The organism is Ollibium composti (assembly GCF_004801285.1).
GTDB lineage: Bacteria > Pseudomonadota > Alphaproteobacteria > Rhizobiales > Rhizobiaceae > Mesorhizobium > Mesorhizobium composti.
Map to the genome: position 1 here is coordinate 236,962 of NZ_SSNY01000007.1, position 24,147 is coordinate 261,108.

Below are 24,147 nucleotides of genomic sequence, written 5' to 3' on the forward strand. Positions count from 1 at the left end.
CGATACGAAGCGAAACGTAATGTGATTTCAACACTGCCGTGCCGCCTCCTAGATAGGCGCCACAGAGCTTTCATCGGGGGCAGTCCATGTGCGGAATTGTAGCGATTGTCGGCCATACGCCGGTGGCGCCGCTTATCGTCGACGCGCTGAAGCGGCTTGAGTATCGCGGCTACGATTCCGCCGGCGTCGCCACCATCGAGCGCGGCGAACTGGGCCGCCGCCGCGCCGAGGGCAAGCTGGTCAACCTCGAGCGCCGGCTCCAGGACGAGCCGCTCGCCGGCACCATCGGCATCGGCCACACCCGCTGGGCCACTCACGGCGTGCCCAACGAGACGAACGCGCATCCGCATTTCTCCAACGGCGTCGCCATCGTCCACAACGGCATCATCGAGAATTTCGCCGAACTGCGCGACGAACTGAAGAAGGACGGCTACGAATTCGCCTCGCAGACCGACACCGAGGTGGTCGCCCATCTGGTGTCGCGCGAAGTGGCGCGCGGGGCTTCCCCGACCGAGGCCGCGCACAGGGCGCTGAAGCGCCTGCAGGGCGCCTTTGCGCTGGCCATCATGTTCAAGGGCGACGAGGACCTGATCGTCGGCGCTCGCAACGGCCCGCCGCTGGCCGTCGGCCACGGCGAGGGCGAGATGTTCCTAGGCTCGGACGCCATCGCGCTGGCGCCGTTCACCAACGCCATCACCTATCTGGAGGACGGCGACTGGGCGGTGGTGCGCCGCAACGAAGTCGCCATCTACGACATCGACGGCAACAAGGTGGAGCGCAAGCGCCAGCAGTCGCTCGGCACCAGCTACATGGTCGACAAGGGCAATCACCGGCACTTCATGGAAAAGGAAATCCATGAGCAGCCGGAGGTGATCTCGCATACGCTGGCGCATTACCTCGATTTCGCCAACGGCACCTCGAAGCCGCTCGACCTGCCGTTCGACTTCGCCAGGATCGATCGCCTGGCGATTTCGGCCTGCGGCACTGCCTATCTGAGCGGCCTGATCGGCAAGTACTGGTTCGAGCGCTTCGCCCGCCTGCCGGTGGATATCGATATCGCCTCGGAGTTCCGCTACCGCGAGATGCCGCTGTCGAAGAACGCGGCCGCGCTCTTCATTTCGCAATCCGGCGAAACGGCCGACACGCTGGCCTCGCTGCGCTATTGCCGCAGCCAGGGCCTGCTGATCGGCGCCGTCGTCAACGTGCGCGAATCCACCATCGCTCGCGAAAGCGACGTGACGCTGCCGACTCTTGCCGGCCCCGAGATCGGCGTGGCGTCCACGAAGGCCTTCACCTGCCAGCTTTCGGTGCTGGCCTCTCTGGCGCTGAAGGCGGCGGAAGCGCGCGGCACCGTCTCGGCCGCAGAGGCGAAGGCGATGGTGCGCCAGCTTGCTGAGGCGCCGCGCTTTGCCAGCCAGGTGCTGAAGCTCGATGCGCAGATCGAGAAGGTCGCGCGGGAATTGTCCCACTACAAGCACGTGCTCTATCTCGGCCGCGACACCAATTTCCCGCTCGCCATGGAAGGCGCGCTGAAGCTCAAGGAAATCTCCTACATTCACGCCGAAGGCTACGCGGCGGGTGAACTGAAGCACGGCCCGATCGCGCTGATCGACGAGAACATGCCGGTGATCGTCATCGCCCCGCACGACCGCATCTTCGAGAAGACCGTCTCCAACATGCAGGAGGTCGCCGCGCGCGGCGGCAAGATCATCCTCATCACCGACGCCAAGGGAGCGGCCCACTCGACGGTGAACACGCTGGAGACGATCGTGCTGCCGGACGTACCAGAGATCATCGCGCCGATCGTCTACGCGCTGCCGATCCAGATGCTGGCCTATTTCACCGCCGTCTTCATGGGCACCGACGTCGACCAGCCGCGCAACCTGGCGAAATCCGTGACGGTGGAGTAGGCGTATCATCGGGTGATACGAAGTTGTTGACTCATCCATGTATCGGTGTATGATACATAGGAGTTGAGCAGCAATGATCGTTTCATACAAAGGCAAAGCTGTTGAGGCGATCGCGGCTGGAAAGGCGCCGAAGGGATTTCCGTCGGATTTGATTGCCCGCACTGAACGCCGTCTGCGAGCCGTCGCTAATGCAGTAGACTTGAGGGACCTTCGTTCGCCTCCGGGAAATCATCTCGAGGCTTTGAAAGGGGATCGCGCCGGACAGCATTCTATCCGCATCAACGAGCAATGGCGTATCTGTTTTCGTTGGACGGAAGCTGGCGCCGAGGACGTGGAGATCGTCGACTATCATTGATCGGGCTCTTGCCCTGACCGTCGAGGAACAGATGCTTAAATTCGCTCGTCCCCTTCATCCCGGTGAATTCCTCCGCGAGGAATATCTGGTGCCGCTGAACATGAGTGCCGGAGCATTGGCGCGCAAACTCAATCTGCCACGCACCCGTATCGAGCGAATCGCAAAGGAAGAGATCGGCATAACGCCGGATACGGCTCTCCGGCTGGCTCGGTTTTTTGATACGACCCCCGAATTCTGGATGAATTTCCAGCAGACATACGAACTGGAAACCGAGGCCCGGAAACTAGCGCCTGAACTCGACAAGATCGAGCCGCTGAAAGCCGCATGAGGCTCGGCCGGGAAACTTCCCGGTTCCAAACTTCGCCCCGCTCCCCTAATGTTGCGGCGCAACGAGACGGCGGGGCATGTCGGATACTCTGAAACCTTCTGCGATGACGCGGCTGAGGAACTATTTCCTCACCGGCTTCATCGTCTGCGCGCCGCTGGCGATCACTGCCTACATCGCCTGGTCGTTCATCGGCTGGGTCGATTCGTGGGTGAAGCCCTATATTCCAGCCCGCTACAGCCCGGACACCTACCTCTCGTTCCGTATTCCGGGCTTCGGGTTGATCGTGGCGCTGGTGCTGATCACGCTGATCGGCTTCCTCACCGCCAACATCGTCGGCCGCGCCGTCGTCGGCTTCGGCGAGCGCCTGCTCGGCCGCATGCCGCTGGTGCGCGGCATCTACGGCTCGCTGAAGCAGATCTTCCAGACCGTCTTTTCCGACAAGGGCAATATGTTCAGCCAGGTCGCCATGGTGGAATATCCACGCAAGGACGTCTGGTCTCTGGTCTTCGTCGCCGGTGAGAAGGAAACCGAGATCGGCGAGAAACTGAACAAGCCCGGCGATCCGCTGATCGCCGTTTTCATGCCTTGCACGCCCAACCCGACCACCGGTTTCCTGATGTACGTGCGCAAATCCGAGATCGTCATGCTCGACATGAGCATAGAAGACGGCGCCAAGCTGATCGTCTCGGCCGGGCTGGTGGCGCCGCCGGTCAAGAAGAAGGTGCTCGGCCCGGACGGCCTGCCGATCGAACTCGCCAATCCGGAGGAAGGTAACTTGCCTCAGCCGGCCCGCAACAGGCGCACCGCCTCGTCGCGGCCGAACAGGTAGAGCAGCAGGCGGATCGCCTCGCCGCGTTCGGATTGCAGTTCGGGATCGCGCGACAGGATGAGGCGGGCGTCGTCGCGCGCGGCTTCCAGCAGGTCCGAGTGGAACTCGATGCGCGCCACCTGGAAGCCCGGCGTGCCGGATTGGCGGGTGCCCAGCAACTCGCCTTCGCCGCGCAGTTTCAGATCCTCCTCGGCGATGACGAAGCCGTCCTCCGTCTCGCGCATCACCGAAAGCCGGCGCTTCGCCGTCTCGCCCAGCGGATCCTTGTAGAGCAGCACGCAGGACGATGGCTTCGAGCCGCGCCCGACTCGCCCGCGCAACTGGTGCAACTGGGCGAGGCCGAAGCGTTCGGCGTGCTCGATCACCATGATCGTGGCGTCCGGCACGTCGACGCCGACCTCGATGACGGTGGTGGCGATCAGCACGCGCGTCTCGCCGTCCTTGAAGGCGCGCATCGCCTCGTCCTTCTCGGCACCCTTCATGCGACCGTGGACGATGCCGAGTTGATCGCCGAAAACGGGCTGGAGCGCGGCGAAGCGCTCTTCCGCCGACATCAGCTTCACCTCCTCGGATTCCTCGACCAACGGGCAGATCCAGTAGATTTTCTGGCCCTCGGCCACCGCGTCGCGAATGCGGCCGACGAGTTCGGAAAGCCGTTCCATCGGCAGCGTGACGGTGCGGATCGGCTGTCGGCCGGCGGGCTTTTCGGTGAGCTTGGAGGTGTCCATGTCGCCGAAGGCGGTCAGCACCAGCGTGCGCGGGATGGGGGTGGCCGTCATCACCAGCATGTCGGGCGCATCGCCCTTGGCGGTGATGGCGAGCCGCTGGTGGACGCCGAAGCGGTGCTGCTCGTCGACCACCGCGAAGACGAGGTTCCTGAAGGTCACGGCCTCCTGGAACAGCGCGTGGGTGCCGACGACGATGTCGATCGAGCCGTCCGCCAGCCTGGACAGTGTCTCGCCGCGCTCGCGACCCTTTTCGCGCCCCGTCAGGATTGCCGTGCGCAGGCCGGCACGGGCCGCCAGCGGCGCGATGGTGGCGAGATGCTGGCGCGCCAGGATTTCAGTCGGCGCCATCAGCGCGGCCTGCCCGCCGGCTTCCACCGCGCGCGCCATGGCCATCAGCGCCACCACCGTCTTGCCCGAGCCGACATCGCCTTGCAGCAGGCGCAGCATGCGGTCCGGCTCGGCGAGATCGGCGAGGATTTCGGCAAGCGCGGCCTCCTGCGAGCCGGTCAGCGAATAGGGCAGGGCGGCGCGGAGCTTTTCGACGATGCGGCCGTCACCGGCCAGCGGCCGGCCGGACAGGCGCCGCACCTTGGCGCGCACCAGCGCCAGCGAAACCTGTCCGGCGAGGAATTCGTCATAGGCCAGCCGGCGCCACGCCGGATTTTCCGGCGAGGCGTCGAGCGGGTTTTCCGGATTATGCAGGCGGGCGAGCGCGGCATCGAAGGACGCAAAACTGTGCTTACGCATGAAGGCGGCGTCGAGCCATTCCGGCAGCGTCGGCACGCGCTCGACCGCCTGGCCGATGGCCCGGCGCAGCACCTTGGCCGAAAGCCCCGCCGTCAGCGGATAGACCGGCTCGACCAGTGGCAGGCTTTCCGCTTCGCTGGCCAGCGCGATATGGTCGGGATGCACCATGGACGGCCGCCCGTTGAACCGCTCCATGCGGCCGGACACCACGACCTGCTCACCCTCGGGCAACTGCTTTTCCAGATAAGCGGCGTGGGCGTGGAAGAAGGTCAGCGCGATGTCGTCGGTGTCGTCATGGGCGTAGACACGGTAGGGGACCGAGCGGTTGCCGCGCGGCGGCGGCTGGTGGCGGTCGATGGTGAGGTCGAGCGTGACGATCTGGCCGTCGATGGCGTTGGCGATGCCGGGGCGGCTGCGGCGGTCGATGACGGAATTGGGCAGCACGAACAGAAGATCGCCGACGCGCGTCTCGCGGCCGCCGAGATCCAGCGGCAGCACGCGCTCGATGAGGGCAGCCATTTTCGCGCCGACGCCGGCAAGCGTGGTGATGGGTGAAAACAGCGGATCGAGCAGGGCAGGGCGCATCCTGTCAGTCTATGGCGCCACAATGCTTGCGCAAAGGCTGACACCTTCGCCTATCCACGCTATATCGCGCCCGTAACCGAGGATCGTGTCATGACCGGAACGGCAGAAGCGGCAAACCCCGTGACCGGCGACCTGCATCCCCGCCGCAAGAAACTCCTGTTCCGCTCCTGGCATCGCGGCATGCGCGAGATGGATTTCATCCTCGGCCGCTTCGCCGATGCCGAGATCGCCGGCTTGACCGACGACGAACTCGACCAATATGAAAAGCTCCTCGACTTTCCCGACGACCAGTTCTTCCTGCTGGTGACCGGCGACCTGCCGGTGCCGGCGCATCTGGACTGTCCGCTGCTCGACAGGATTTTGGCTTTCGGCCGGACATCTCAAATCTGAAACCACGCAAATGAAGCTCATTCCCTCCATCGGCCTGCCGAAAGGCCGCGCCGGCTCCTTCATCGTCGATGAGGTGGCCGACGGCTACGAAGCCTTCGCGTTGGCCGCAATCGCCGGCGAGATCGCGCCCGACCGGCCGCTGGTCTTTGTCGCCCGCGACGGCCAGCGCCTGCCGGCCATCGTCGAAGCGCTGGCCTTCGCCGCGCCCGACCTGCCGGTGCTGGAGCTTCCGGCATGGGACTGCCTGCCCTACGACCGCGTCTCGCCAGGCTCCGACGCGGCCGCACGCCGGCTCGACGCGCTGGCTGGCATGGCGGCGCTGGCGGCCAAGCCGCACCGCGCCGTCGTGCTCACCACCGCCAACGCGCTGTTGCAGCGCGTGCCGCCCGCAGCATCGATCGAAGCGCAGACCTTCCGGGCCAAGCCCGGCAACCAGATCGACATGAAGGTGCTGATTGCGCGGTTGGAAACCTCCGGTTTCGAGCGCGTGCCGACGGTGCGCGAGGTCGGCGAATTCGCCGTGCGCGGCGGCATCCTCGACCTGTTCGTGCCGGGCGCGGAGGACGCGCTGAGGCTCGATTTCTTCGGCGACACGCTGGAATCGATCCGCGCCTTCGATCCCGCCAGCCAGCGCACCACCGGCCAGCGCAACCAGCTCGTGTTGCAGGCGATGAGCGAGGTGGCGCTGACGCCAGACACGATCAGCCGCTTTCGCCGCGCCTATATCGAGACGTTCGGCGCGCCCTCGCGCGACGACGCGCTCTATGCCGCCGTCAGCGAAGGCCGCCGCTTCGCCGGTATGGAGCACTGGCTGCCCTTCTTTTACGAGCGGCTGGAGACGGTGTTCGACTATCTGCCGGAGGCGCCGGTGGTCTTCGATCATCTGGCGCACGAGGCGCTGGCCGAGCGCCGCAAGCTGATCCTCGATCACTTCGACGCGCGCCGCAACCAGGGCGCACTCAAGGACGCGGTGCCCTACAAGCCGGTGGCGCCGGACCTGCTTTATCTCTCGCCGGAGGGCGTCAACGAGGCGACCGCCGGCCGCGAGGCCATCGAACTGACGCCGTTCGCGGCACCTGAAGCGAGCGACCGGAAGGTCTTCCACGCCGGCTCGCGCGCCGGCCGCAGCTTCGCCGAGGAGCGCGCCGACCCCAACGCCAACGTCTTCGAGACGGCGGTGAAGCACATCGCCGACGAGCGGGCGAAGAAGCGCCGCGTCGTCGTCGCCGGCTGGACCGACGGCTCGCTCGACCGGCTTGGCCAGATTCTCGCCGAACATCATCTCGGCAAGCTGAAGATCGTCGCCACGCTGGCCGAGGTGGAGAGACTGGAGACGGGGCAGGCGGCACTTGCGGTGCTGCCGCTGGAAACCGGCTTCGAGACGGACGGTCTCGTCGTCGTCGCCGAGCAGGACATCCTCGGCGACCGGCTGGTGCGGCGTTCCAAGAAGCGCAAGCGCGCCTCCGACTTCATCGCCGAGGCCGCTTCGCTTTCGGCCGGCGACATCGTCGTCCACGCCGACCACGGCATCGGCCGTTTCATCGGCCTGCGGACCATCGAGGCGGCGGGCGCGCCGCACGACTGCCTGGAGATCCACTACGCTGGCGACGACCGGCTGTTCCTGCCGGTCGAGAACATCGAGCTTCTGTCGCGCTACGGCTCGGATTCGGCCGAAGCCACGCTCGACAAACTGGGCGGCGGCGCCTGGCAGGCACGCAAGGCGCGCATGAAGAAACGCCTGCTCGACATGGCGGGCCAGTTGATCCGCATTGCCGCCGAGCGGCAGATGCGCTCCGCCCCGACCATGATCCCGCAGGACGGGCTCTATGGCGAGTTCGCCGCCCGCTTCCCCTATGAGGAGACGGACGACCAGCAGAACGCCATCGATGCCGTCGCCGGCGACCTCTCGGCCGGCCGGCCGATGGACCGGCTGGTGTGCGGCGACGTCGGCTTCGGCAAGACCGAAGTGGCGCTGCGCGCCGCTTTCGTCGCCGCCATGGAAGGGTTCCAGGTGGCGGTCGTGGTGCCGACCACGCTCCTGTCGCGCCAGCATTTCAAGACCTTCCAGCAGCGTTTCGCCGGCCTGCCGGTGCGCGTGGCGCAGGCCTCGCGCATGGTCGGCGCCAAGGAGCTTGCTCAGGTCAAGAAGGAGGTTGCCGAAGGTACCGTCGACATCGTCGTCGGCACCCATGCGCTGTTGGGTTCCTCGATCTCGTTCAAGCGCCTCGGCCTGCTCATCGTCGACGAGGAACAGCATTTCGGCGTCAAGCACAAGGAGCGGCTGAAAGAGCTTAAATCCGACGTGCATGTGCTGACGCTGTCGGCGACGCCCATCCCGCGCACCCTGCAACTGGCGCTGACGGGCGTGCGGGAGCTTTCGCTGATCGCCACGCCGCCGGTCGACCGCATGGCGGTGCGCACCTTCATCTCGCCTTTCGACCCGCTGGTGATCCGCGAGACGCTGCTGCGCGAGCGCTATCGCGGCGGCCAGTCCTTCTATGTCGTGCCGCGCATCAGCGACCTTGCCGAAATCCACGACTTCCTGAAGGCGGAAGTGCCGGAACTGAAGGTCGGCGTGGCGCACGGCCAGATGCCTCCCGGCGAGCTGGACGACATCATGAACGCCTTCTACGACGGCCAGTACGACGTGCTTCTGTCCACCACCATCGTGGAATCCGGCCTCGATATCCCGACTGCCAACACGCTGATCGTGCACCGCGCCGACATGTTCGGCCTGGCGCAGCTTTACCAGCTGCGCGGCCGCGTCGGCCGTTCGAAGCTGCGCGCCTATGCCCTGTTCACACTGCCGGCCAACAAGAAGCTGACCGACACGGCGGATCGACGCCTGAAAGTGCTGCAATCGTTGGATACGCTGGGTGCCGGCTTCCAATTGGCCAGCCACGACCTCGATATCCGCGGCGCCGGCAATCTTCTGGGCGAGGAGCAGTCCGGCCACATCAAGGAGGTCGGTTTCGAGCTTTACCAGCAGATGCTGGAGGAGGCCGTGGCCGAGGTAAAGGATTCGGGCGAGACGCTGGACACCGGCTGGTCGCCGCAGATCGCCATCGGTACCGCCGTCATGATCCCGGAAAGCTACGTGCCGGACCTTCAGCTCAGGCTGGCGCTCTACCGGCGCATCGGTGACCTGGAGACACCGGAGGAGATCGACGGCTTCGGCGCCGAATTGATCGACCGCTTCGGCCCGCTGCCGGAGGAGGTCAAGCACCTGTTGAAGATCGTCTTCATCAAGGCGCTGTGCCGCAAGGCCAATGTCGAGAAGCTGGACGCCGGGCCGAAGGGCGTCGTCATCCACTTCCGCAACAAGACCTTCGCCAATCCGGCCGGGCTGGTCAAATACATCGGCGACCAGGGCTCGCTGGCCAAGATCCGCGCCGATCATTCCATCGTCTTCATCCGCGACTGGCCGAATGCGGAGAAGCGCCTGTCCGGCTCCGCCGTGGTCATGACCCAGCTGGCGAAGCTGGCGGGGTAGTTTTTGGTGCGTCCTTCAAGGCTCGCGTCGCTCGCACCTCAAGATGAAGGCCGTTTTGTATTGAACCTAGAGCATTTTGCAGCCCGACGGAATCGTCCGGCGTCGCACAAATGCGGCTAAAACAAAGAGATAGATCGTTACGCCGTTTCCATGAAACGGTGAAACGATCTAAGAAAGTGAAGCCGAGCAAACCACCTCCCTCATCCTGAGGTGCGAGCACAGCGAGCCTCGAAGGACGCACCTGAGGGAAAAGGCGAAATCCGACAAAGAAGGCGTGTTATTCCGCCTTTTCCAATTCTCCGCGCGCCTTTGCAGCCGAAATCTGGCGGATGGCGTCTGCCAGCACGCCGGGCTCCTGCGCGCCCATGACGGCGTATTTTCCCTCCAGCAGGAAGCAGGGCACGCCGGTGATGCCCATGCGCGCGGCGGTGTTGATCTCGGCGCGCACCGCATCGGCGTCGGCGTCGGTCGGCAGGAGCGTCTCGACCACGGCGGTGTCCATCCCGGCCACCTTTGCCGCCTCGATCAGCACGCCGGCGTCGCCGGTATTCTCGCCGCGCTCGAAATAGCGGCTGAACAGTTCTTCGACGAGCCTGTTCTGCTCGGCCTCGCCCATCGTCCCGGCCCAGCGGATGACGCGGTGGGCGTCGAGCGTGTTGGGGGAGACGCGAATGGCGTCGAAGTCGAAGGAAATGCCTTCGACGGCGCCGAGCGAAGTCAGGTTGGCATGGATCTGATGCAGCCGGTCGCCGTCGCCGAACTTGGCGCGCATGTAGTCCTTGCGGTCCTTGCCTTCCGGCGGAATGGTCGGGTCGAGCTGGAACGGCCGCCAGCGCACGGTGACGTCGACGTCGCCGACCGCGGCGATGGCCGCCCTGAGGCGCTTTTCGCCGAGGAAGCACCAGGGACAGACGACGTCGGACACCACGTCGATGCTGATTGAATTGTCGCTCATGGCTTGTCCTTTCGCCGCTGGCGATCAATTCGCCTTCCGCCACCACGTCGGCAACTGGTAGCCGTAGAGCGACGTCTTGTCAGGATGGGCCATATAGGCCCAGTACGCAATCCACTGCTCGGTATTGTGCTGCATCGGCACCATGTAGTTGCCCGAGATCAGAAGCCGGTCGAGCACCCTGACGGCGGCGACGAAGTCGTCCTTCTGGCGCGCGTTGAGCATCGCCTCGATCGCCGCGTCGACGGCCGGATCGGCGACCCCGGCGAGGTTGAACGAGCCCTCGGCATTGGCGGAGGCCGAGCCCCAGCGGCCGATCTGCTCTATGCCCGGCGACAGCGAATTGGTGAAGCCGGTGGAGCCGATCAGCACATCGAAGTCGAAGCGCTGCTTGCGCGACTGGATCTGGTCGCCGTCCAGCGCGCGGATCGTCACCTCGATGCCGAGCTTGGCCAGAGTGCGCTGGTAGAGCGCGGCCAACCGCTCTTCCTCCTGGCTGGACGTCAGGATCTCGAAGCCGAAGGGCTGGCCCTGCGGATCGACCATATTGCCGCCTTCGATGTGGTATCCGGCGGCTTTCAGCACGTCGAAAGCGGCCTTCAGCACCTTGCGGTCCTGTCCGGAACCGTCCGTCACCGGCGGCCGCCATGTGCCGTCCATGACGTCCGGCGGCACGCGGCCGGGGAAGGGGGCGAGCAGCGCCTTTTCCTTTTCGCTCGCCGGATGGCCGAGCGCCGACAGTTCCGAACCCTGCCAGTAGCTCATGGTGCGGGTGAACTTGCCATCGAACAGGTTCTTGTTGGCCCATTCGAAGTCGTAGAGCATGCCGAGCGCGCGCCGCACGGCCGGATCGGCGAACTTCTTCAGCCGCGTGTTGAACAGGAAGCCGTTCACCACCGGAGGTATGCCGGACTGGAACGTCTCGGCCACGACCTTGCCCTGCTTGTAGGCGGGGAAATCCAGGTCGCGCTCGCGCTTGACCGGGTCCGTCTCGGTGTCGATGGCGCAGATGCCTTTCTTGAAAGCCTCCGTCATCGCGTTGGCGTTGAGGAAATACTGGATGGTGATCTGGTCGTAATTGTCGAAGCCGCGTTTGGCCGGAATGTCCTTGCCCCAGTAGTCGGGATTGCGCTTGAAGACGATGCGGTCGCCGGGCTTCACCTCCGCGATCGTGTAGGGCCCGGAGCCGATGACCGGCTTCAGAGTCGTGCGGTCGAAGGTTTCCTTGTCGAAGGCGTGCTTCGGAATGATCGGCGTCATCGCGATAATCAGCGGAAATTCGCGGTCGGCCTTGTCGTTGAAGGTGAACTTGACGCTGCGCTCGCCGGTCTTCTCCAGCTTCGCCACCTTCTTCATGCGGTCGGAATAGGGCGGCCGGCCCTTTTCGGTGTAGGTGTCGTAGGTGAACAGCACGTCCTCCGGCGTTACCGGCTCGCCGTCCGACCACTTCGCCTTCGGATCGAGGTGGAATTCGATCCACTTTCGGTCGGGATCCATCTTCACGTCGTCCGCGAGCAGGCCGTAGAGGCCGAACGGTTCGTCGTAGTTGCGCGCCATCAGCGTCTCGAAGACGAGATTGCCGTAGATGATGTCGATCACGCCGCGCGCGGTGGTGCGCAGGCTCTTGATGATGAACGGGTTGAGGTTGTCGAAAGTGCCGACCACGCAATAGGTGATCGCGCCGCCTTTCGGCGCGTCCGGATTGGCGTAGGGAAAATGCGTGTAGCCGGGCGGCAGTTCGGGTTCGCCCTGCATGGCGATGCCTTGCGCTGCCCGCGCCGGGATGGCGGCGAAGAAGGCTGAAAGGACGGCGGCAGCCAGCCGGAAAGAGATGCGGCGCATGACCGGTTTGCCTCGATGTTCGAACGGGTGATTCGGTTTCGAAACTAGCATGCGCACCCTGACGGCATCTGCCAAAGAAATGAAGCCGGTGGACTGGATTCGACGGCGCGGGCAGTGTAACACGCCGCGCAAGTCATTCTGTTGCCTCATTTCGGCAAGAGGTAGCACGTCGCGAGGCGCGCAAAGCCGGCACGACCATTTCAGAGGATTGCACCATATGACGAGCCTGAACAGCAACGCATTCCGCCTTTCGCTCGTGGCCGCCGGCGTGGCCGGCGTGCTTGGTGCTGCCGTTCCCTCGGCCTCGGCTCAGCAGCAGCAGATTCCGCAGGGCTGGTTCAAGGCCTGCACCAAGCAGGAAGACGTCGACATCTGCAACGTGCAGAACATCACCACCGCCGGCAACGGCCAGCTCATCACCGGCGTCAGCCTGATCGACCTGCGCGGCAAGGTGAACCGCAAGGTCTTCCAGGTCACCGTGCCGACCGGCCGTCTGGTGCAGCCCGGCATCGGCCTGCAGGTCGACGGCGGCAAGACGCAGAAGCTCGACTACGTCATCTGCTTCCCCGACCGTTGCGTGGCCGAGGTGCCGCTGACCGACCAGCTCGTCACCTCCTTCAAGAAGGGCCAGCAACTTACGCTGACCTCGATCAATTTCCAGAACCAGCCGAACCCGATCAAGGTCGCCCTGACCGGCTTCAGCGAAGCGTTCGACGGTCCGGCCTTGAAGCAGTCCGACATCGAGGACCGGCAGAAGAAGCTGCAGGACTTCGTTGCCAAGAACAACGAGGACTTCGCCAAGAAGCTCAAGGAAGAGCAGGAGAAGGCCAAGGCCGGCAACTGATCCCGGGAGCCGCCGATTTTGCGGCGGTTCGAAACGGCATGAAAAAAGGCTCCGGTCCGCGCCGGAGCCTTTTTCGTCGGCGAACGCAAATTCTCCTGCCGACAGGATGCTGTCAGCAGCCGCGACCGCTCCGTCTTGCGTGGCGTGGCGTTCGGCTTACTTGGCGGACATGCCTGCCGCACGTCATCGAACCGGTTCGTCCCGCATCCCTTACGCTTTGGCCGTGGTGACGACCAGCTTCGGCTTCGTCGTCGTCCAGCTCGACATATCCGTCGTCAACATCGCCCTGACACGGATCGGCGCGGCGTTGTCGACGAATGTGGCGGGCCTGCAATGGGTGGTCGACGGCTATGCGCTGGTCTTTGCCGCGCTGTTGATGGCGGGGGGGGCGCTCGGCGATCGCCTCGGCTCACGGCGCATCTTCAGCCTCGGCATGGCCGTCTTCACCCTCGCGTCGCTCGGCTGCGGCCTTGCCGCGAATGGCGCCGTGCTGGTTGTTGCGCGAGCCGTGCAGGGAATAGGCGCGGCGATGCTGATGCCGTGTTCCCTGGCGCTGCTCAGCCATGCCAGCAACGGCAACAACGCGCTGCGGGCGAGGGGCGTTTCGATCTGGACGGCGGCGGGCGCGGCCGCCTTCGCCGCTGGCCCGCCGCTCGGCGGCCTGCTGGTCGACCGGTTTGGCTGGCAGAGCATCTTCCTGTTGAACTTGCCGATCGGCATCGCAGCCATCGCGATGGCGATGGCCTTTCTCGACGAGACGCCGGTGAAGCCGGAGCGGCCGCCCATCGACATCGCCGGCCAGGCGCTCGCCGTCCTTGTGCCGTTCATCCTGACGGCGTCGGTCATCGAGGGCGGCACGTCCGGTTTCGGTGCTCCGCTCGTCCTTTCAGCCTTTGCCGTGGCTGCCGGTGCCGGCGTGGCCTTCATCGCTGTCGAGCTCCGTGCCCGCCATCCGTTGCTGCCGCTCGGCCTTTTTCGCATTCCCGCCTTCGCCGTTGCCAATTTCGTCGGGCTGGCGGTGAACATGACCACCTACGGCCTGATCTTCCTGCTGAGTTTCTATTTCCAGCAGGTGAAGGGCTATCCGCCCATGATCGCCGGCGCTGCCTTCACGCCGTTCCTTGCCGCCGTCATCGTCGCCAACGTGGCGGCCGGCCCGGTGGTGGCTCGCTATGGCGTGCGTCTGCCGCTGATCGTCGGTCCCGCCGTCGCTATGCTCGGCTTCGCCCTGCTTCTGTCGGTGGATGCTGCGACGCCCTATGCATCGCTGATCTGGCGCCTTCTGGTGCTCACCATTGGCACCGGTCTTGCCGTGCCGGCAATGACGACCGCGGTCCTGGAAGCCGTGCCGCCCGGCATGGCCGGCATGGCGTCCGGCGTTCTCAACACGATCAGGCAAACCTCCGGCGCCATCGGCGTGGCTCTGTTCGGCGCGCTGACGTCCTTCGGTCTCGTTGCCGGTATGCACATGGCCCTGGTCATCTCGGCGGTGCTGATGGGGTTCGCAGCCGGTGCCGTCGCGATCTTTCTGGCGCGTTCCGGCGAAGCGGAAGAGCCCGCGTAACGCCATATCGCGTGCCGGACATACGAAAAAGGCCGCCCGAAGGCGGCCTTTTTTGAATTGATGGCAGTCCTTGAAACGCTGCCCTTCGCTATGGCTCCGGGCGTTCGGTTTCTGCTGAATGTCCACCGGACATTCAGCTCGGCCTTGCGGCCGATCGAAACCTCACCGCTTCGAGAACTGGAACGAGCGGCGAGCCTTGGCCTTGCCGTACTTCTTGCGCTCGACCACGCGGCTGTCGCGGGTCAGGAAGCCGCCCTTCTTGAGCACGCCGCGCAGCGTCGGCTCGTAGTAGGTCAGGGCCTTGGAGATGCCGTGGCGAACGGCGCCCGCCTGGCCGGACAGGCCGCCGCCTGCGACGGTGGCGACGATGTCGTACTGGCCGTCACGGTTGGCCGCGACGATCGGCTGCTTGAGGATCATCTGCAGCACGGGACGGGCGAAATAGGCGCCGAATTCCTTGTCGTTGATGATGATCTTGCCGGAGCCGGGCTTCACCCAGACGCGGGCGATGGCGTCCTTGCGCTTGCCGGTGGCGTAGGCGCGGCCCGACTTGTCGAGCTTCTGGACGTGCACGGGGGCGGCCGGCTGCTCAGCAGCGACGGCGGTGCCCAGTTCTGCGAGCGAGGAAAGCTCAGCCATTACGAAGCCCTCTTGTTCTTGGCGTTCAGCGCGCCGACGTCGAGCGTCTCGGGCTGCTGGGCGGTGTGCGGATGCTCGGCGCCAGCATAGACGCGGAGGTTCTTCATCTGGCGACGGCCGAGCGGGCCGCGCGGGATCATGCGCTCGACGGCCTTCTCGACGACGCGCTCGGGGAAGCGGCCCTCGAGCAGCTGGCGCGCGGTGCGCTCCTTGATGCCGCCGGGGTGGCCGGTGTGCCAGTAGTAGACCTTGTCAGTGTACTTCTTGCCGGTGAAAACCACCTTGTCGGCATTGATGACGATGACGTTGTCGCCGTCGTCGACATGCGGAGTGAAGGTGGGCTTGTGCTTGCCGCGCAGACGGTTGGCGATGACGGTGGCGAGCCGGCCGACGACGAGACCCTCGGCGTCGATCAGCACCCACTTCTTCACCACGTCCGCAGGCTTCTGCGAAAAGGTTGCCATGGTTCGTGCTCTCTTTGGGACCCTCCGCCCGAAGGCCGAAGGCGTTTCTTGTTGCTTGGCTTGGCGGCCTGCGCCGTCAATAACAAAACGGCGGCCTTTTCGGGCCGCTGTTTCGGTGGTGCTTATAGGGGAGGGCGAGAGCAGCGTCAAGCGCCTGAAATATGATATTGACGAGAGAATCTTTTTGAAATCAATGCATTAGGAATGAGGTATTATTTTACCTCATATAAGCTTAATGCTTGGCTTCGATTTCCCGCCGCGCCGCACTCGCCAGGAAAGCCGAGCGGGTCAGGCCTCGATCGTGGGCTGCGGCGTCAATGGCGCGCAGCATGCCGCGCTCGAAAGTGACGTTGGCGCGCACGACTGCGCTGTCGTTGTCGATGAGGGGCACCGAAATCAGATAAGCTCCTTTCGCCAGCGCCTCGCGGACATCGGCGTCGGCAACGATCTGTTCGTGCGGTGAAGGGGCCGGAAGCGGCATGTCTTCTGCCCACAATTGCAATGCTTCCACCGCTTGCGCGACGACGTCATCCTGTTGATCTGCCGCGGAAAAAACCCCCGGAATATCGGGAAAGCGTACGCCGAACGCGCTGTCCTTGTCCTTCTCGACCAAGGCGAAATAGGTTTTCATGGCAAAGTCCTATCGAATCCAGCCCGCCAGCCTTGAGATTGCCCGTGCCGTGCCGATGGGCAGGTCCTTTTTCGGATGAGGCACGATCAGCACGATATCGCCTTTGCGGAACTTATGATGCGAGCCGCGAACCGAGATCAGTTCGAAGCCTTCCTGCTTTAGACGCTTGACGATCTCTCTGCTGTCCCGCTCCATCTCTTTCGCCGATGCGCAATTATATACGCATTCCCTTTCCGATTTCCAGATGGATCATGCCGTTCTTTTCGGCGGGATCGAATAGGTGCCGGTCGCATGCGCTACCGTTTCCCCGTCCGGTCCGGCCATGATGTCGATGTCGAACACCATCAGGGTCTTGCCGAGCTTGAGGATACGGCAGCGGCCGTCGATCGGCCCGGCTTCGGCCTTGCGCATGAAGTTGATGTCCAGGTTCACGGTGACCGACAGCGCGTCCGGCCCGGCATGGGAGAGCACGCAGGCGTAGCCGCCGATGTCGGCCAGCGTGAACAGCGCCGGGCCGGATACCGTGCCGCCGGGCCTCAGGTGCCGCTCGTCGGCGTTGAGGCGGACCGTGCAGCCGCCGGGAAAGACCTCGATGGCCTCGTAGAAATGGCCGCCCCGGTTGAGCTGGGGGAACGCCGAGGCCATGAGATCGTTAACTTCTTTCGCCGTCAGCACCGGTGTCAGGTTGGCCTGCGCGGGCATGTCGTCTCCTTTTGTTCCGCTGCCTATATGGCGATGCCGGGAACGTTCGTCCAGCGCGCCTTTGGTTCTGGCACAGACGAACACGGTTGGACCTCGCGGACGGGCGTACTAATGTCGGGCCATCCAGCCGCCGTCGCAGCCATGGAGGAGAAATTGGCAGAAGTCGTCGCCATCAAGCGCCAGGATGCGCAAGGCCCCATAATCATCGAGCAGACAGGCGGCACCTTGCGCCTGACGCTGGCCAATCCGCCGGCCAATGCGCTGTCGCTGGCCATGATGGCCGCCCTCCAGGCCGAGATCGAGCGGGCCGGCGCCGACAGGTCGGTGCGCGTCGTCGTCCTCGCCGCGCCGGGAAAAGTGTTCTGCGCCGGTCATGACCTCAAGGAATTGACCGCGCACAGGGCCGACGCCGACCGGGGCAGGGCGTTCTTCGAGCGCACCTTCGCCGACTGCTCGGCGCTCATGCAGGCCATCGTCCACTGCCCGAAGCCGGTCATCGCCGAAGTCGAGGGGCTGGCCACCGCCGCCGGCCTGCAACTGGTGGCGAGCTGCGACCTCGCCGTTGCCGCGCACGAGGCGACCTTCTGCACGCCGGGCGTCCATATCGGCCTGTTCTGCTCGACGCCGATGGTGGCGCTGTCGCGCAATGCCAGCCGCAAGCAGGCGATGGAGATGCTGCTGACAGGCGAGACGATCGACGCCGCGACCGCCAAGGAGTTCGGCCTCGTCAACCGCGTCGTGCCGCGCGAATATTTGAATCAGGTCGTGAACAAATATGCCGAAACCATTGCGTCGAAATCGCCTTTGACGCTGAAGATCGGCAAGGAAGCCTTCTATCGCCAGGTCGAGATGGGGCTTTCCGATGCCTATGACTACACCGCCGGCGTCATGGTCGAGAACATGCTGGCGCGCGACGCGGAGGAGGGCATCGGCGCCTTCGTCGGCAAGCGCAAGCCGGAGTGGAAGGGCGAGTGATGGAACCCCGCATCTCCATCGTCACTATCGCCGTTGACGATCTCGACCGCATGGCAGCCTTCTACGAGGCGATGGGCCTGGTGCGCCACCGTATCCGCGACGGCGTTGCCTTCTTCCAGATGGGCGGCGCGATCCTCGGGCTTTTTCCGCGCGCTAGCGCCGAGGCGGATGCCGGCATTGGCTTCGGCTCCGCGCCATCGCGCGTCTATCTAGCCTACAACACCCGCTCGGATGCCGAGGTGGATGACGTTTTGACTGAGGCCGAGAAGGCCGGAGGTCGTATCGTGAAACCGGCCGGTCGCGCCTTCTGGGGCGGCTGGTACGGCTATTTCGCCGACCCGGAGAACAATCTCTGGGAGGTCGCCCACAATCCCGATTTCCCGATCGACGCGGAAGGCCGTATAGCGTTGCCCGCATGAATCACGACAGTTACGACAACGCCTACATCGCCGGCATTCTCAATTCAGTGCGGACGATCGCCATCGTCGGCGCCTCGGCCAACGAGGTGCGACCGAGCTTCTTCGTGCTGAAATACCTGCTGGCCAAGGGTTTCGAGGTCTTTCCCGTCAATCCCGGCCAAGCCGGCAGGGATATCCTCGGACGCATGGCCTATGCCAGGCTGGCGGATGTCCCGGCGGCCATCGACATGGTCGACATTTTCCGCGCCTCCGCCGCCGTCCCGCCGATCGTCGACGAGGCGCTGGCGCTCGACCCGCTGCCCAAGGTCATCTGGATGCAACTCACCGTGCGCAACGACGAGGCGGCGGCGAAGGCGGAGGCCGCCGGCGTCAAGGTGGTGATGAACCGCTGCCCGAAGATCGAATATGGCCGGCTGTCCGGCGAGATCGGCTGGAACGGTGTCTCTTCCGGCGTCATTTCTTCGAAGCGGCCCATCATGCGCGGCGGCTTCCAGAGTTTCGGCATCCGGCAGAAATAGTCGGAAGAAATTTCCAAGATCGGCCATTCCGTCGCTTCGATCTGCGTCGAAATATCCGGCTTCGGGAAATTTTCTCCTTTGCATTCCGGCGGCGGCTTCGCCAAGAATGCGCCGCGAGTTCCGTGCAGGGGTAGAGGGAGATTTTTCATGAACCAGCGCGCACCAGGCTTCAACACGCTTGCCGTCCATGCCGGCGCCAAGCCCGATCCGGCCACCGGCGCGCGCGCCACGCCGATCTACCAGACGACGTCCTTCGTCTTCGACAACGCCGATCACGCCGCCTCGCTATTCGGCCTCAAGGCGTTCGGCAATATCTACACCCGCATCATGAACCCGACCCAGGCGGTGCTGGAGGAGCGCGTCGCGGCGCTCGAAGGCGGCACGGCGGCGCTCGCCACCGCCTCGGGCCAGGCCGCGCACCTTCTGGTCTTCCACACGCTGATGAGCCCCGGCGACAACTTCGTCGCCGCGCGCAAGCTCTATGGCGGCACGATCAACCAGTTCGGCTCGTCCTTCCAGAGCTTCGGCTGGGAAGTGCGCTGGGCCGACGTCAACGACCCGTCGAGCTTCGACAAGCTGATCGACGACCGCACCAAGGCGATCCACATCGAAAGCCTTGCAAACCCCGGCGGCGAGTTCGTCGACATCGCCAAGATCGCCGAGGTCGCGCGCAGGCACGGCCTGCCGCTGGTCGTCGACAACACGCTGGCCTCGCCCTATCTGGTGCGGCCGATCGAGCACGGCGCCGACATCGTCGTCCACGCGCTGACCAAGTTCATCGGCGGTCATGGCAATTCGATCGGCGGCATCATCGTCGACGGCGGCACCTTCGACTGGTCGAAGTCGGGCAAGTATCCGCTCCTGTCGCAGCCGCGTGCCGACTATGGCGGCATGGTGCTGCACGAGACCTTCGGCAACTTCGCCTTCGCCATCGCCGCGCGCGTGCTCGGCCTGCGCGACCTCGGCCCGGCGATTTCGCCCTTCAACGCCTTCCTGATCCTCACCGGTCTGGAGACGCTGCCGCTCAGGATGCAGCGCCACTGCGACAACGCCGCCACCGTCGCCGCCTGGTTGTCGAACCATCCCAAGGTGGCCTGGGTGTCCTATCCCGGCCTGCCGAACGACAAGAACCACGCGCTGCAGCAGAAGTATTCGCCCAAGGGCGCCGGCGCGGTGTTCACCTTCGGCCTCAAGGGCGGCTACGACGCCGGCATCAAGCTGGTCGAGTCGCTGGAGCTGTTCTCGCACCTCGCCAACATCGGCGACACCAAGTCGCTGGTCATCCACCCGGCCTCGACCACGCACCGGCAGCTTTCGGACGAGCAGCGCGTCGCCGCCGGCGCCGGACCGGAAGTGGTGCGTCTGTCCATCGGTATCGAGGACGTCAACGACATCGTCGCCGACCTCGACCAGGCGCTGGCGAAAGCCTGATATCAAGGCGGGGTGCGTCCTTCGAGGCTCGCTCCGCTCGCACCTCAGGATGAGGACCGTTTGGCGCTAACCTCTCCTGAGAAGCGGAGCTCCGGCTTCCCTCATCCTGAGGTGCGAGCGGAGCGAGCCTCGAAGGACGCACCCCGATACTGGATTGGAATGTCGATGAGTCTGCCAAGCTTCCTTTCCATCGATACCGCCGGCGTCACGCCGGAGGAGGGAGCGCCCGCACCGGATCGCCTGGTCGCGGGCGATCCGAAATTCCGCACCTGGAATGTCGAGGAGCGCGACGGCGGGCTTTATGCCGGCATCTGGGAAGCGACGCCCGGCAAATGGCGCATCGAATACGACGAATGGGAATTCTGCCACATTCTGTCCGGCGTCTCGGTGATCGCGGAGGACGGCGGCGAGGCGCGCACGGTGCGCGCCGGCGATTCCTTCGTGCTGAGGCCCGGCTTCAAGGGAAGCTGGGAAGTCGTTGAAACGACCCGCAAGGAATACGTGATCCGTCTTTGAATCTTGACGGAACCGTCACCCCGCTGTCATCGCGCATGGGTAGCTCCGGCTTGTCCCCCAACAAGCAAGGAGACCGCCATGATTACCCGTCGCACCGTTCTCAAGGCCGGCGCCGCGGCCGCGCTGGTTACGCCCTTTTCGGGCTTTGCCGTCACCTCGGCCGGCGCCCAGGACGGCCCGCTGTTCCGCTTCGGCATCGTCGCCGATCCGCAATACGCGCCGGTCGTCCCCAACCTGAAGCTCAACCGCTACTATTCCAACAGCCTGTGGAAGCTGTCGGAGGCGATCGAGGCCTTCAACAAGGAGGACCTGCAGTTCGTGGCCACGCTGGGCGACATCATCGACCGCCATTGGGACAGCTACAACCACATCCTGCCGCTCTACGACAAGCTGCGGCACGATCACTTCTTCCTGCTCGGCAACCATGACTTCGATATCGCCGCCGAGTACCTGACCTCGGTGACCCGCACCGTCGGCATGGAGAAGGCCTATTACGATTTCGCCGGCGGCGGCTATCGCTTCATCGTCCTCGACGGCAACGACGTCAGCCTGTTTGCGCCTCCGAAGGACGATCCGCGCCGCGAGGTCGCGGCCAAGCGCCTGGCGGAACTGGAGGCCAGCGGCGCGCCGAACGCCCAGACCTGGAACGGCTCGCTCGGCGACAAGCAGTTCGCCTGGCTGGAAGAGACCATGAAGAAGGCCCAGGCCGCCGGCGAGAAGGCCATCGTCATGGGCCACTACCCGGTCTTCCCGCAGAACGAGCACAACATGTGGGACAGCGAGCGGGTCGTCGATCTGCTGAAAGGCTTCGACAATTTCGTCGCCTACTTCAACGGCCATAACCATGCCGGCAACTACGGCGAGGTTGCCGGCAAGCACTTCCTGAACTTCAAGGGCATGGTCGATACGCCGGACCAGTCCGCCTTCTCGGTGGTTGAGGTCTATGCCGACCGGCTGGAAGTCCGCGGCTTCGGCCGCGAGGAGAACCGCACGCTGAATATCTGAGCGGCGGAGCGCCGGGGAGCGGCCGGGCCTGCCTGGTCCGGCCGTTTCCGTCAGGCAGACACTGGAAGCGCCTCCAGCCCGTGGAAATGATAGCTGTCGCGGAAGCGCGGCTCGCTGGCCAGCTTTATGCCGGGCAGGCGCTCGAACAGCACCTTCAGCGAGACCTGCAATTCCAGCCGCGCCAGCGGCGCGCCGATGCAGAAATGGATGCCGGCGCCGAACGACACGTTCTTCTGGTCGGCGCGGCCGGGCAGGAAGGCGTGCGGCTCGGCGAAGGCGGCCGGGTCGCGGTTGGCCATGCCGAGCAGCAGGCCGATCTGCTCGCCGGGCTTCACCGTGATGCCGGGCGCCGCCTCCATCTCCTGATAGGCGTAGCGGTTAAACATATGCAGCGGCGCCTCGAAGCGCAGGCATTCCTCGACCGTGGCCGCCGTCTCTTCGGCCGTTGTGACGAAGCGGCGTGGGTCGCCGCCCTGTTGGAGGACCGCGCGCACGGCGTTGCCGGTCTGGTGCACGGTCGCTTCGTGGCCGGCGTTGAGCAAGAGAATGACGGACGAGACCAGTTCGTCCTCGGAAAGCTTCTGGTCGCCTTCATGCGCCGCGATTAGCAGCGACAAGAGATCGTCGCCCGGCGCGTCGCGCCGTTCGGCGACATAGCCGCGCAGGAAGGCGGAAAACTCCCGAGCCGCCTTGTTGGCAATCTCCTCGGTCTCGCGCGTGCGGCCGAGCGTGTACATCGCCACCAGTTGATGCGACCAGTCGAGCAGTTGCGGCCCCATTTCGACCGGCACGCCGAGCATCTCGGCGATGATGGTGATGGGCAGCGGCGTCGCATAGGCGGGGATCAGGTCGAACGGTTCGTCCTTGGGAAAGCCGTCGATCAATTCGTTGGCCAGCGCCTCGACGCGCGGGCGAAGCCGTTCCACCTGCCGGGAGACGAAGGCGCGGTTGACCAGCGTGCGCAGCCTCGTGTGCACCGGCGGCTCCAACTCGAGCATCGAGTTGGCCTCGACCGCGTCGAAGGAAGCGAGATGGCTGCGGTCCTGATCGACGCCGCGGCTGTCCGGCACGCCGGCCGGGTTCTGCCGCCCGAAGCGCCGGTCGCGCAGCAACCGGTTGACGTCGTCGTAGCCGCCGAAACACCAATGGCCGTAGTCTTCCCAGAAGAAGGCGGGGCTCGCCGCATGCAGGAATGCATAGGCCTCGTACGGGTTCTGCACGAAGGCCGGCTCGCGCGGCGAGAGCCTTACGCGGCGGCTCGCCGGATCGAAGGAGAGGTAGGGCGGAGGCACGGCTTTCTCGGTCATGCCGGATCATTAGCCCGGTTTGCCGCGCCTGTGCCAGACCGTATCGTGATGCCACGTTCCCGCGCCACGAGGGCGTACGATCCTATGCGGCTTTCTGCGCTTCGATCCTCAGTCGTCGCAGTGGCGGCGGATGTGCACGCGCCGCCAGCCTTCCGAGCCTTCCTGGACCAGCACCTTGCGGGCCACGCGCTGGTAGGACGGCGGCACTTCGACCAGGCGCCGCTGCTCAGGCTGCACCACCACCTGTTCTTCCACAGTTTCGTAGCGGGCCGGGATGACGTAGCGCTCGGTGCGTTCCGGGCTGACCATCACCTTGCGCTTTCGGTAGCCGTATTCGGCGGGCACGGTTTCGTAGACGGTGCGGGCCTCGCGCACCACCACCGTCTCGGCGACGCGCTGGTAGCGGGCCTTGCGCTTGACCTTGCACAGCACCTTGCGGCCGTCGATCCAGCGCCATTCCCAGTCGTAGCCGCCGTCGGCGACCTTGACGGTGCGGTAGCGGGTGCGCACTTCCGCCGGGATCGTGCGCGCCACCCTGGTGGCCGGATAGATCTCGACCCGCTCGCGCTGGTAGGCGTATTCGGCCGGGATGGTGCGGTAGCCGACGCTTTCCTCGCGCACCACGACGGTGCGGCTGCGCGTGCCGTAGATTGCCGGCGTCACCTCGACCCGGCTGTAGCCGGGATTGACCTCGACGTTCTCATAGACCGTATCGTAGACCGGCGCGGTCCGGTAAGGCTCGTAGCAGGCGACCGCCCGCCCGCCCGCCGCCGTTTCCGATACCGTGCCGAGCACGGCGAGCGCCGATACGGCGATCATCAGCTTCTTCGTCGACATTGCGCCACCCCTTGAACGCGAACTGAAACTCCTTTTTCAACCTAAGCGGACAGGCGGACGGCGGAAAAGCGGATTCGTTAAAATTCGTTAACGGGCAACCTTAACCGGAAGGCGGTTCCGGTCGGCCTTGCGCAAG

At 64.9% G+C, this 24,147-nt stretch carries 24 protein-coding genes; 14 read left to right on the top strand and 10 right to left on the bottom strand.

Going from position 1 to position 24,147, the window contains the following annotated elements:
- The first annotated feature begins 86 nt into the window (after positions 1 to 86).
- From glmS to E6C48_RS13875, 4 genes are all read left to right on the top strand, one after another.
- Positions 87 to 1,910, top strand: coding sequence for a glutamine--fructose-6-phosphate transaminase (isomerizing) (glmS, locus tag E6C48_RS13860; protein WP_136358149.1), 1,824 nt, complete (start codon positions 87 to 89; stop codon positions 1,908 to 1,910).
- Between the two features lie 73 nt (positions 1,911 to 1,983).
- Positions 1,984 to 2,265 (top strand): type II toxin-antitoxin system RelE/ParE family toxin, encoded by a 282-nt coding sequence (locus E6C48_RS13865; protein ID WP_136358151.1) that lies wholly within the window; start codon positions 1,984 to 1,986, stop codon positions 2,263 to 2,265.
- 31 nt (positions 2,266 to 2,296) lie between these two features.
- Positions 2,297 to 2,593, top strand: coding sequence for a HigA family addiction module antitoxin (locus E6C48_RS13870; protein ID WP_136358153.1), 297 nt, complete (start codon positions 2,297 to 2,299; stop codon positions 2,591 to 2,593).
- Between the two features lie 76 nt (positions 2,594 to 2,669).
- The gene (locus E6C48_RS13875; RefSeq protein WP_136358155.1) at positions 2,670 to 3,422 is read left to right on the top strand and encodes a DUF502 domain-containing protein; all 753 of its coding nucleotides are present in this window, start codon (positions 2,670 to 2,672) and stop codon (positions 3,420 to 3,422) included.
- On the opposite strand, the gene recG is transcribed toward E6C48_RS13875, so the two are convergent.
- Complete coding sequence (gene recG / locus E6C48_RS13880) at positions 3,374 to 5,482, bottom strand: ATP-dependent DNA helicase RecG (RefSeq protein WP_136358157.1); 2,109 nt, start codon at positions 5,480 to 5,482, stop codon at positions 3,374 to 3,376. The two genes, E6C48_RS13875 and recG, sit on opposite strands and share 49 nt — an antisense overlap.
- Before the next feature lie 90 nt (positions 5,483 to 5,572).
- Between recG and E6C48_RS13885 the strand changes: the two genes are divergently transcribed.
- Together E6C48_RS13885 and mfd are read left to right on the top strand one after the other, a co-directional pair.
- Positions 5,573 to 5,872, top strand: a complete 300-nt coding sequence (locus tag E6C48_RS13885) for an FAD assembly factor SdhE (protein ID WP_136358159.1) — start codon at positions 5,573 to 5,575, stop codon at positions 5,870 to 5,872.
- A 10-nt stretch (positions 5,873 to 5,882) separates the two neighbouring features.
- Positions 5,883 to 9,365: a transcription-repair coupling factor gene (gene mfd / locus E6C48_RS13890; protein ID WP_136358161.1), complete on the top strand. Its 3,483-nt coding sequence runs from the start codon at positions 5,883 to 5,885 to the stop codon at positions 9,363 to 9,365.
- A gap of 277 nt (positions 9,366 to 9,642) precedes the next feature.
- On the opposite strand, the gene E6C48_RS13895 is transcribed toward mfd, so the two are convergent.
- On the bottom strand, positions 9,643 to 10,320 hold the full coding sequence (locus E6C48_RS13895; protein WP_136358164.1) for a DsbA family oxidoreductase: 678 nt from the start codon (positions 10,318 to 10,320) through the stop codon (positions 9,643 to 9,645).
- 24 nt (positions 10,321 to 10,344) lie between these two features.
- Entirely contained in the window at positions 10,345 to 12,159 is a 1,815-nt protein-coding gene (locus E6C48_RS13900; RefSeq protein ID WP_136358166.1) for an extracellular solute-binding protein, read from the bottom strand.
- 217 nt (positions 12,160 to 12,376) lie between these two features.
- Here E6C48_RS13900 and E6C48_RS13905 point away from each other — a divergent pair, with 217 nt between their 5' ends.
- Together E6C48_RS13905 and E6C48_RS13910 are read left to right on the top strand one after the other, a co-directional pair.
- Complete coding sequence (locus E6C48_RS13905) at positions 12,377 to 13,003, top strand: invasion associated locus B family protein (RefSeq protein WP_136358168.1); 627 nt, start codon at positions 12,377 to 12,379, stop codon at positions 13,001 to 13,003.
- A 169-nt stretch (positions 13,004 to 13,172) separates the two neighbouring features.
- The gene (locus E6C48_RS13910) at positions 13,173 to 14,567 is read left to right on the top strand and encodes an MFS transporter (RefSeq protein ID WP_136358170.1); all 1,395 of its coding nucleotides are present in this window, start codon (positions 13,173 to 13,175) and stop codon (positions 14,565 to 14,567) included.
- Between the two features lie 162 nt (positions 14,568 to 14,729).
- Here E6C48_RS13910 and rpsI read toward each other — a convergent pair whose 3' ends face one another.
- The 5 genes from rpsI to E6C48_RS13935 form a co-directional block, all read right to left on the bottom strand.
- Entirely contained in the window at positions 14,730 to 15,206 is a 477-nt protein-coding gene (gene rpsI, locus E6C48_RS13915) for a 30S ribosomal protein S9 (RefSeq protein WP_136358172.1), read from the bottom strand.
- Entirely contained in the window at positions 15,206 to 15,670 is a 465-nt protein-coding gene (gene rplM / locus E6C48_RS13920; protein ID WP_136358174.1) for a 50S ribosomal protein L13, read from the bottom strand. Before rplM ends, rpsI begins: the two co-directional genes overlap by 1 nt.
- A 232-nt stretch (positions 15,671 to 15,902) precedes the next feature.
- Positions 15,903 to 16,301 carry a type II toxin-antitoxin system HicB family antitoxin gene (locus tag E6C48_RS13925; protein ID WP_136358176.1) on the bottom strand — a complete coding sequence of 133 codons (399 nt, stop codon included), beginning with the start codon at positions 16,299 to 16,301 and terminating at the stop codon, positions 15,903 to 15,905.
- A 9-nt stretch (positions 16,302 to 16,310) separates the two neighbouring features.
- Positions 16,311 to 16,496 carry a type II toxin-antitoxin system HicA family toxin gene (locus tag E6C48_RS13930; RefSeq protein ID WP_136358177.1) on the bottom strand — a complete coding sequence of 62 codons (186 nt, stop codon included), beginning with the start codon at positions 16,494 to 16,496 and terminating at the stop codon, positions 16,311 to 16,313.
- A gap of 54 nt (positions 16,497 to 16,550) precedes the next feature.
- The gene (locus E6C48_RS13935) at positions 16,551 to 17,003 is read right to left on the bottom strand and encodes a PaaI family thioesterase (protein ID WP_136358179.1); all 453 of its coding nucleotides are present in this window, start codon (positions 17,001 to 17,003) and stop codon (positions 16,551 to 16,553) included.
- 153 nt (positions 17,004 to 17,156) lie between these two features.
- Here E6C48_RS13935 and E6C48_RS13940 point away from each other — a divergent pair, with 153 nt between their 5' ends.
- The 6 genes from E6C48_RS13940 (at position 17,157) to E6C48_RS13965 (ending at position 21,867) form a co-directional block, all read left to right on the top strand.
- The gene (locus tag E6C48_RS13940; RefSeq protein ID WP_136358181.1) at positions 17,157 to 17,978 is read left to right on the top strand and encodes an enoyl-CoA hydratase; all 822 of its coding nucleotides are present in this window, start codon (positions 17,157 to 17,159) and stop codon (positions 17,976 to 17,978) included.
- Positions 17,978 to 18,397: a VOC family protein gene (locus E6C48_RS13945; protein ID WP_136358237.1), complete on the top strand. Its 420-nt coding sequence runs from the start codon at positions 17,978 to 17,980 to the stop codon at positions 18,395 to 18,397. The genes E6C48_RS13940 and E6C48_RS13945 overlap by 1 nt, the downstream gene beginning before the upstream one ends.
- Complete coding sequence (locus E6C48_RS13950; protein WP_136358183.1) at positions 18,394 to 18,915, top strand: CoA-binding protein; 522 nt, start codon at positions 18,394 to 18,396, stop codon at positions 18,913 to 18,915. Before E6C48_RS13945 ends, E6C48_RS13950 begins: the two co-directional genes overlap by 4 nt.
- A 147-nt stretch (positions 18,916 to 19,062) precedes the next feature.
- Positions 19,063 to 20,346: an O-acetylhomoserine aminocarboxypropyltransferase gene (locus E6C48_RS13955; RefSeq protein ID WP_136358184.1), complete on the top strand. Its 1,284-nt coding sequence runs from the start codon at positions 19,063 to 19,065 to the stop codon at positions 20,344 to 20,346.
- Positions 20,347 to 20,511: 165 nt separating this feature from the next.
- On the top strand, positions 20,512 to 20,862 hold the full coding sequence (locus E6C48_RS13960; RefSeq protein ID WP_407940994.1) for a cupin domain-containing protein: 351 nt from the start codon (positions 20,512 to 20,514) through the stop codon (positions 20,860 to 20,862).
- A 78-nt stretch (positions 20,863 to 20,940) separates the two neighbouring features.
- Positions 20,941 to 21,867, top strand: a complete 927-nt coding sequence (locus E6C48_RS13965; protein WP_136358188.1) for a metallophosphoesterase — start codon at positions 20,941 to 20,943, stop codon at positions 21,865 to 21,867.
- A gap of 50 nt (positions 21,868 to 21,917) precedes the next feature.
- Here the strand turns inward: E6C48_RS13965 and E6C48_RS13970 are convergent, their stop codons facing one another.
- Both E6C48_RS13970 and E6C48_RS13975 read right to left on the bottom strand, forming a co-directional pair.
- The gene (locus tag E6C48_RS13970) at positions 21,918 to 23,174 is read right to left on the bottom strand and encodes a cytochrome P450 (protein ID WP_136358190.1); all 1,257 of its coding nucleotides are present in this window, start codon (positions 23,172 to 23,174) and stop codon (positions 21,918 to 21,920) included.
- Positions 23,175 to 23,282: 108 nt separating this feature from the next.
- Positions 23,283 to 24,011 (bottom strand): hypothetical protein, encoded by a 729-nt coding sequence (locus tag E6C48_RS13975; RefSeq protein WP_136358192.1) that lies wholly within the window; start codon positions 24,009 to 24,011, stop codon positions 23,283 to 23,285.
- Positions 24,012 to 24,147: the final 136 nt, after the last annotated feature.

Excerpts from the sequence above, each read along its gene's own strand:
- E6C48_RS13930 (WP_136358177.1), bottom strand. The coding sequence starts at position 16,496 with ATGGAGCGGGACAGCAGAGAGATCGTCAAGCGTCTAAAGCAGGAAGGC.
- E6C48_RS13955 (WP_136358184.1), top strand. The coding sequence starts at position 19,063 with ATGAACCAGCGCGCACCAGGCTTCAACACGCTTGCCGTCCATGCCGGC.
- E6C48_RS13900 (WP_136358166.1), bottom strand. The coding sequence starts at position 12,159 with ATGCGCCGCATCTCTTTCCGGCTGGCTGCCGCCGTCCTTTCAGCCTTC.
- E6C48_RS13965 (WP_136358188.1), top strand. The coding sequence starts at position 20,941 with ATGATTACCCGTCGCACCGTTCTCAAGGCCGGCGCCGCGGCCGCGCTG.
- rpsI (WP_136358172.1), bottom strand. The coding sequence starts at position 15,206 with ATGGCTGAGCTTTCCTCGCTCGCAGAACTGGGCACCGCCGTCGCTGCT.
- glmS (WP_136358149.1), top strand. The coding sequence starts at position 87 with ATGTGCGGAATTGTAGCGATTGTCGGCCATACGCCGGTGGCGCCGCTT.
- E6C48_RS13975 (WP_136358192.1), bottom strand. The coding sequence starts at position 24,011 with ATGTCGACGAAGAAGCTGATGATCGCCGTATCGGCGCTCGCCGTGCTC.
- E6C48_RS13950 (WP_136358183.1), top strand. The coding sequence starts at position 18,394 with ATGAATCACGACAGTTACGACAACGCCTACATCGCCGGCATTCTCAAT.
- E6C48_RS13885 (WP_136358159.1), top strand. The coding sequence starts at position 5,573 with ATGACCGGAACGGCAGAAGCGGCAAACCCCGTGACCGGCGACCTGCAT.
- E6C48_RS13870 (WP_136358153.1), top strand. The coding sequence starts at position 2,297 with ATGCTTAAATTCGCTCGTCCCCTTCATCCCGGTGAATTCCTCCGCGAG.
- E6C48_RS13865 (WP_136358151.1), top strand. The coding sequence starts at position 1,984 with ATGATCGTTTCATACAAAGGCAAAGCTGTTGAGGCGATCGCGGCTGGA.
- rplM (WP_136358174.1), bottom strand. The coding sequence starts at position 15,670 with ATGGCAACCTTTTCGCAGAAGCCTGCGGACGTGGTGAAGAAGTGGGTG.
- E6C48_RS13895 (WP_136358164.1), bottom strand. The coding sequence starts at position 10,320 with ATGAGCGACAATTCAATCAGCATCGACGTGGTGTCCGACGTCGTCTGT.
- mfd (WP_136358161.1), top strand. The coding sequence starts at position 5,883 with ATGAAGCTCATTCCCTCCATCGGCCTGCCGAAAGGCCGCGCCGGCTCC.
- E6C48_RS13910 (WP_136358170.1), top strand. The coding sequence starts at position 13,173 with ATGCCTGCCGCACGTCATCGAACCGGTTCGTCCCGCATCCCTTACGCT.
- E6C48_RS13875 (WP_136358155.1), top strand. The coding sequence starts at position 2,670 with ATGTCGGATACTCTGAAACCTTCTGCGATGACGCGGCTGAGGAACTAT.
- E6C48_RS13970 (WP_136358190.1), bottom strand. The coding sequence starts at position 23,174 with ATGACCGAGAAAGCCGTGCCTCCGCCCTACCTCTCCTTCGATCCGGCG.
- E6C48_RS13905 (WP_136358168.1), top strand. The coding sequence starts at position 12,377 with ATGACGAGCCTGAACAGCAACGCATTCCGCCTTTCGCTCGTGGCCGCC.
- E6C48_RS13925 (WP_136358176.1), bottom strand. The coding sequence starts at position 16,301 with ATGAAAACCTATTTCGCCTTGGTCGAGAAGGACAAGGACAGCGCGTTC.
- E6C48_RS13935 (WP_136358179.1), bottom strand. The coding sequence starts at position 17,003 with ATGCCCGCGCAGGCCAACCTGACACCGGTGCTGACGGCGAAAGAAGTT.
- E6C48_RS13960 (WP_407940994.1), top strand. The coding sequence starts at position 20,512 with ATGAGTCTGCCAAGCTTCCTTTCCATCGATACCGCCGGCGTCACGCCG.
- E6C48_RS13945 (WP_136358237.1), top strand. The coding sequence starts at position 17,978 with ATGGAACCCCGCATCTCCATCGTCACTATCGCCGTTGACGATCTCGAC.
- recG (WP_136358157.1), bottom strand. The coding sequence starts at position 5,482 with ATGCGCCCTGCCCTGCTCGATCCGCTGTTTTCACCCATCACCACGCTT.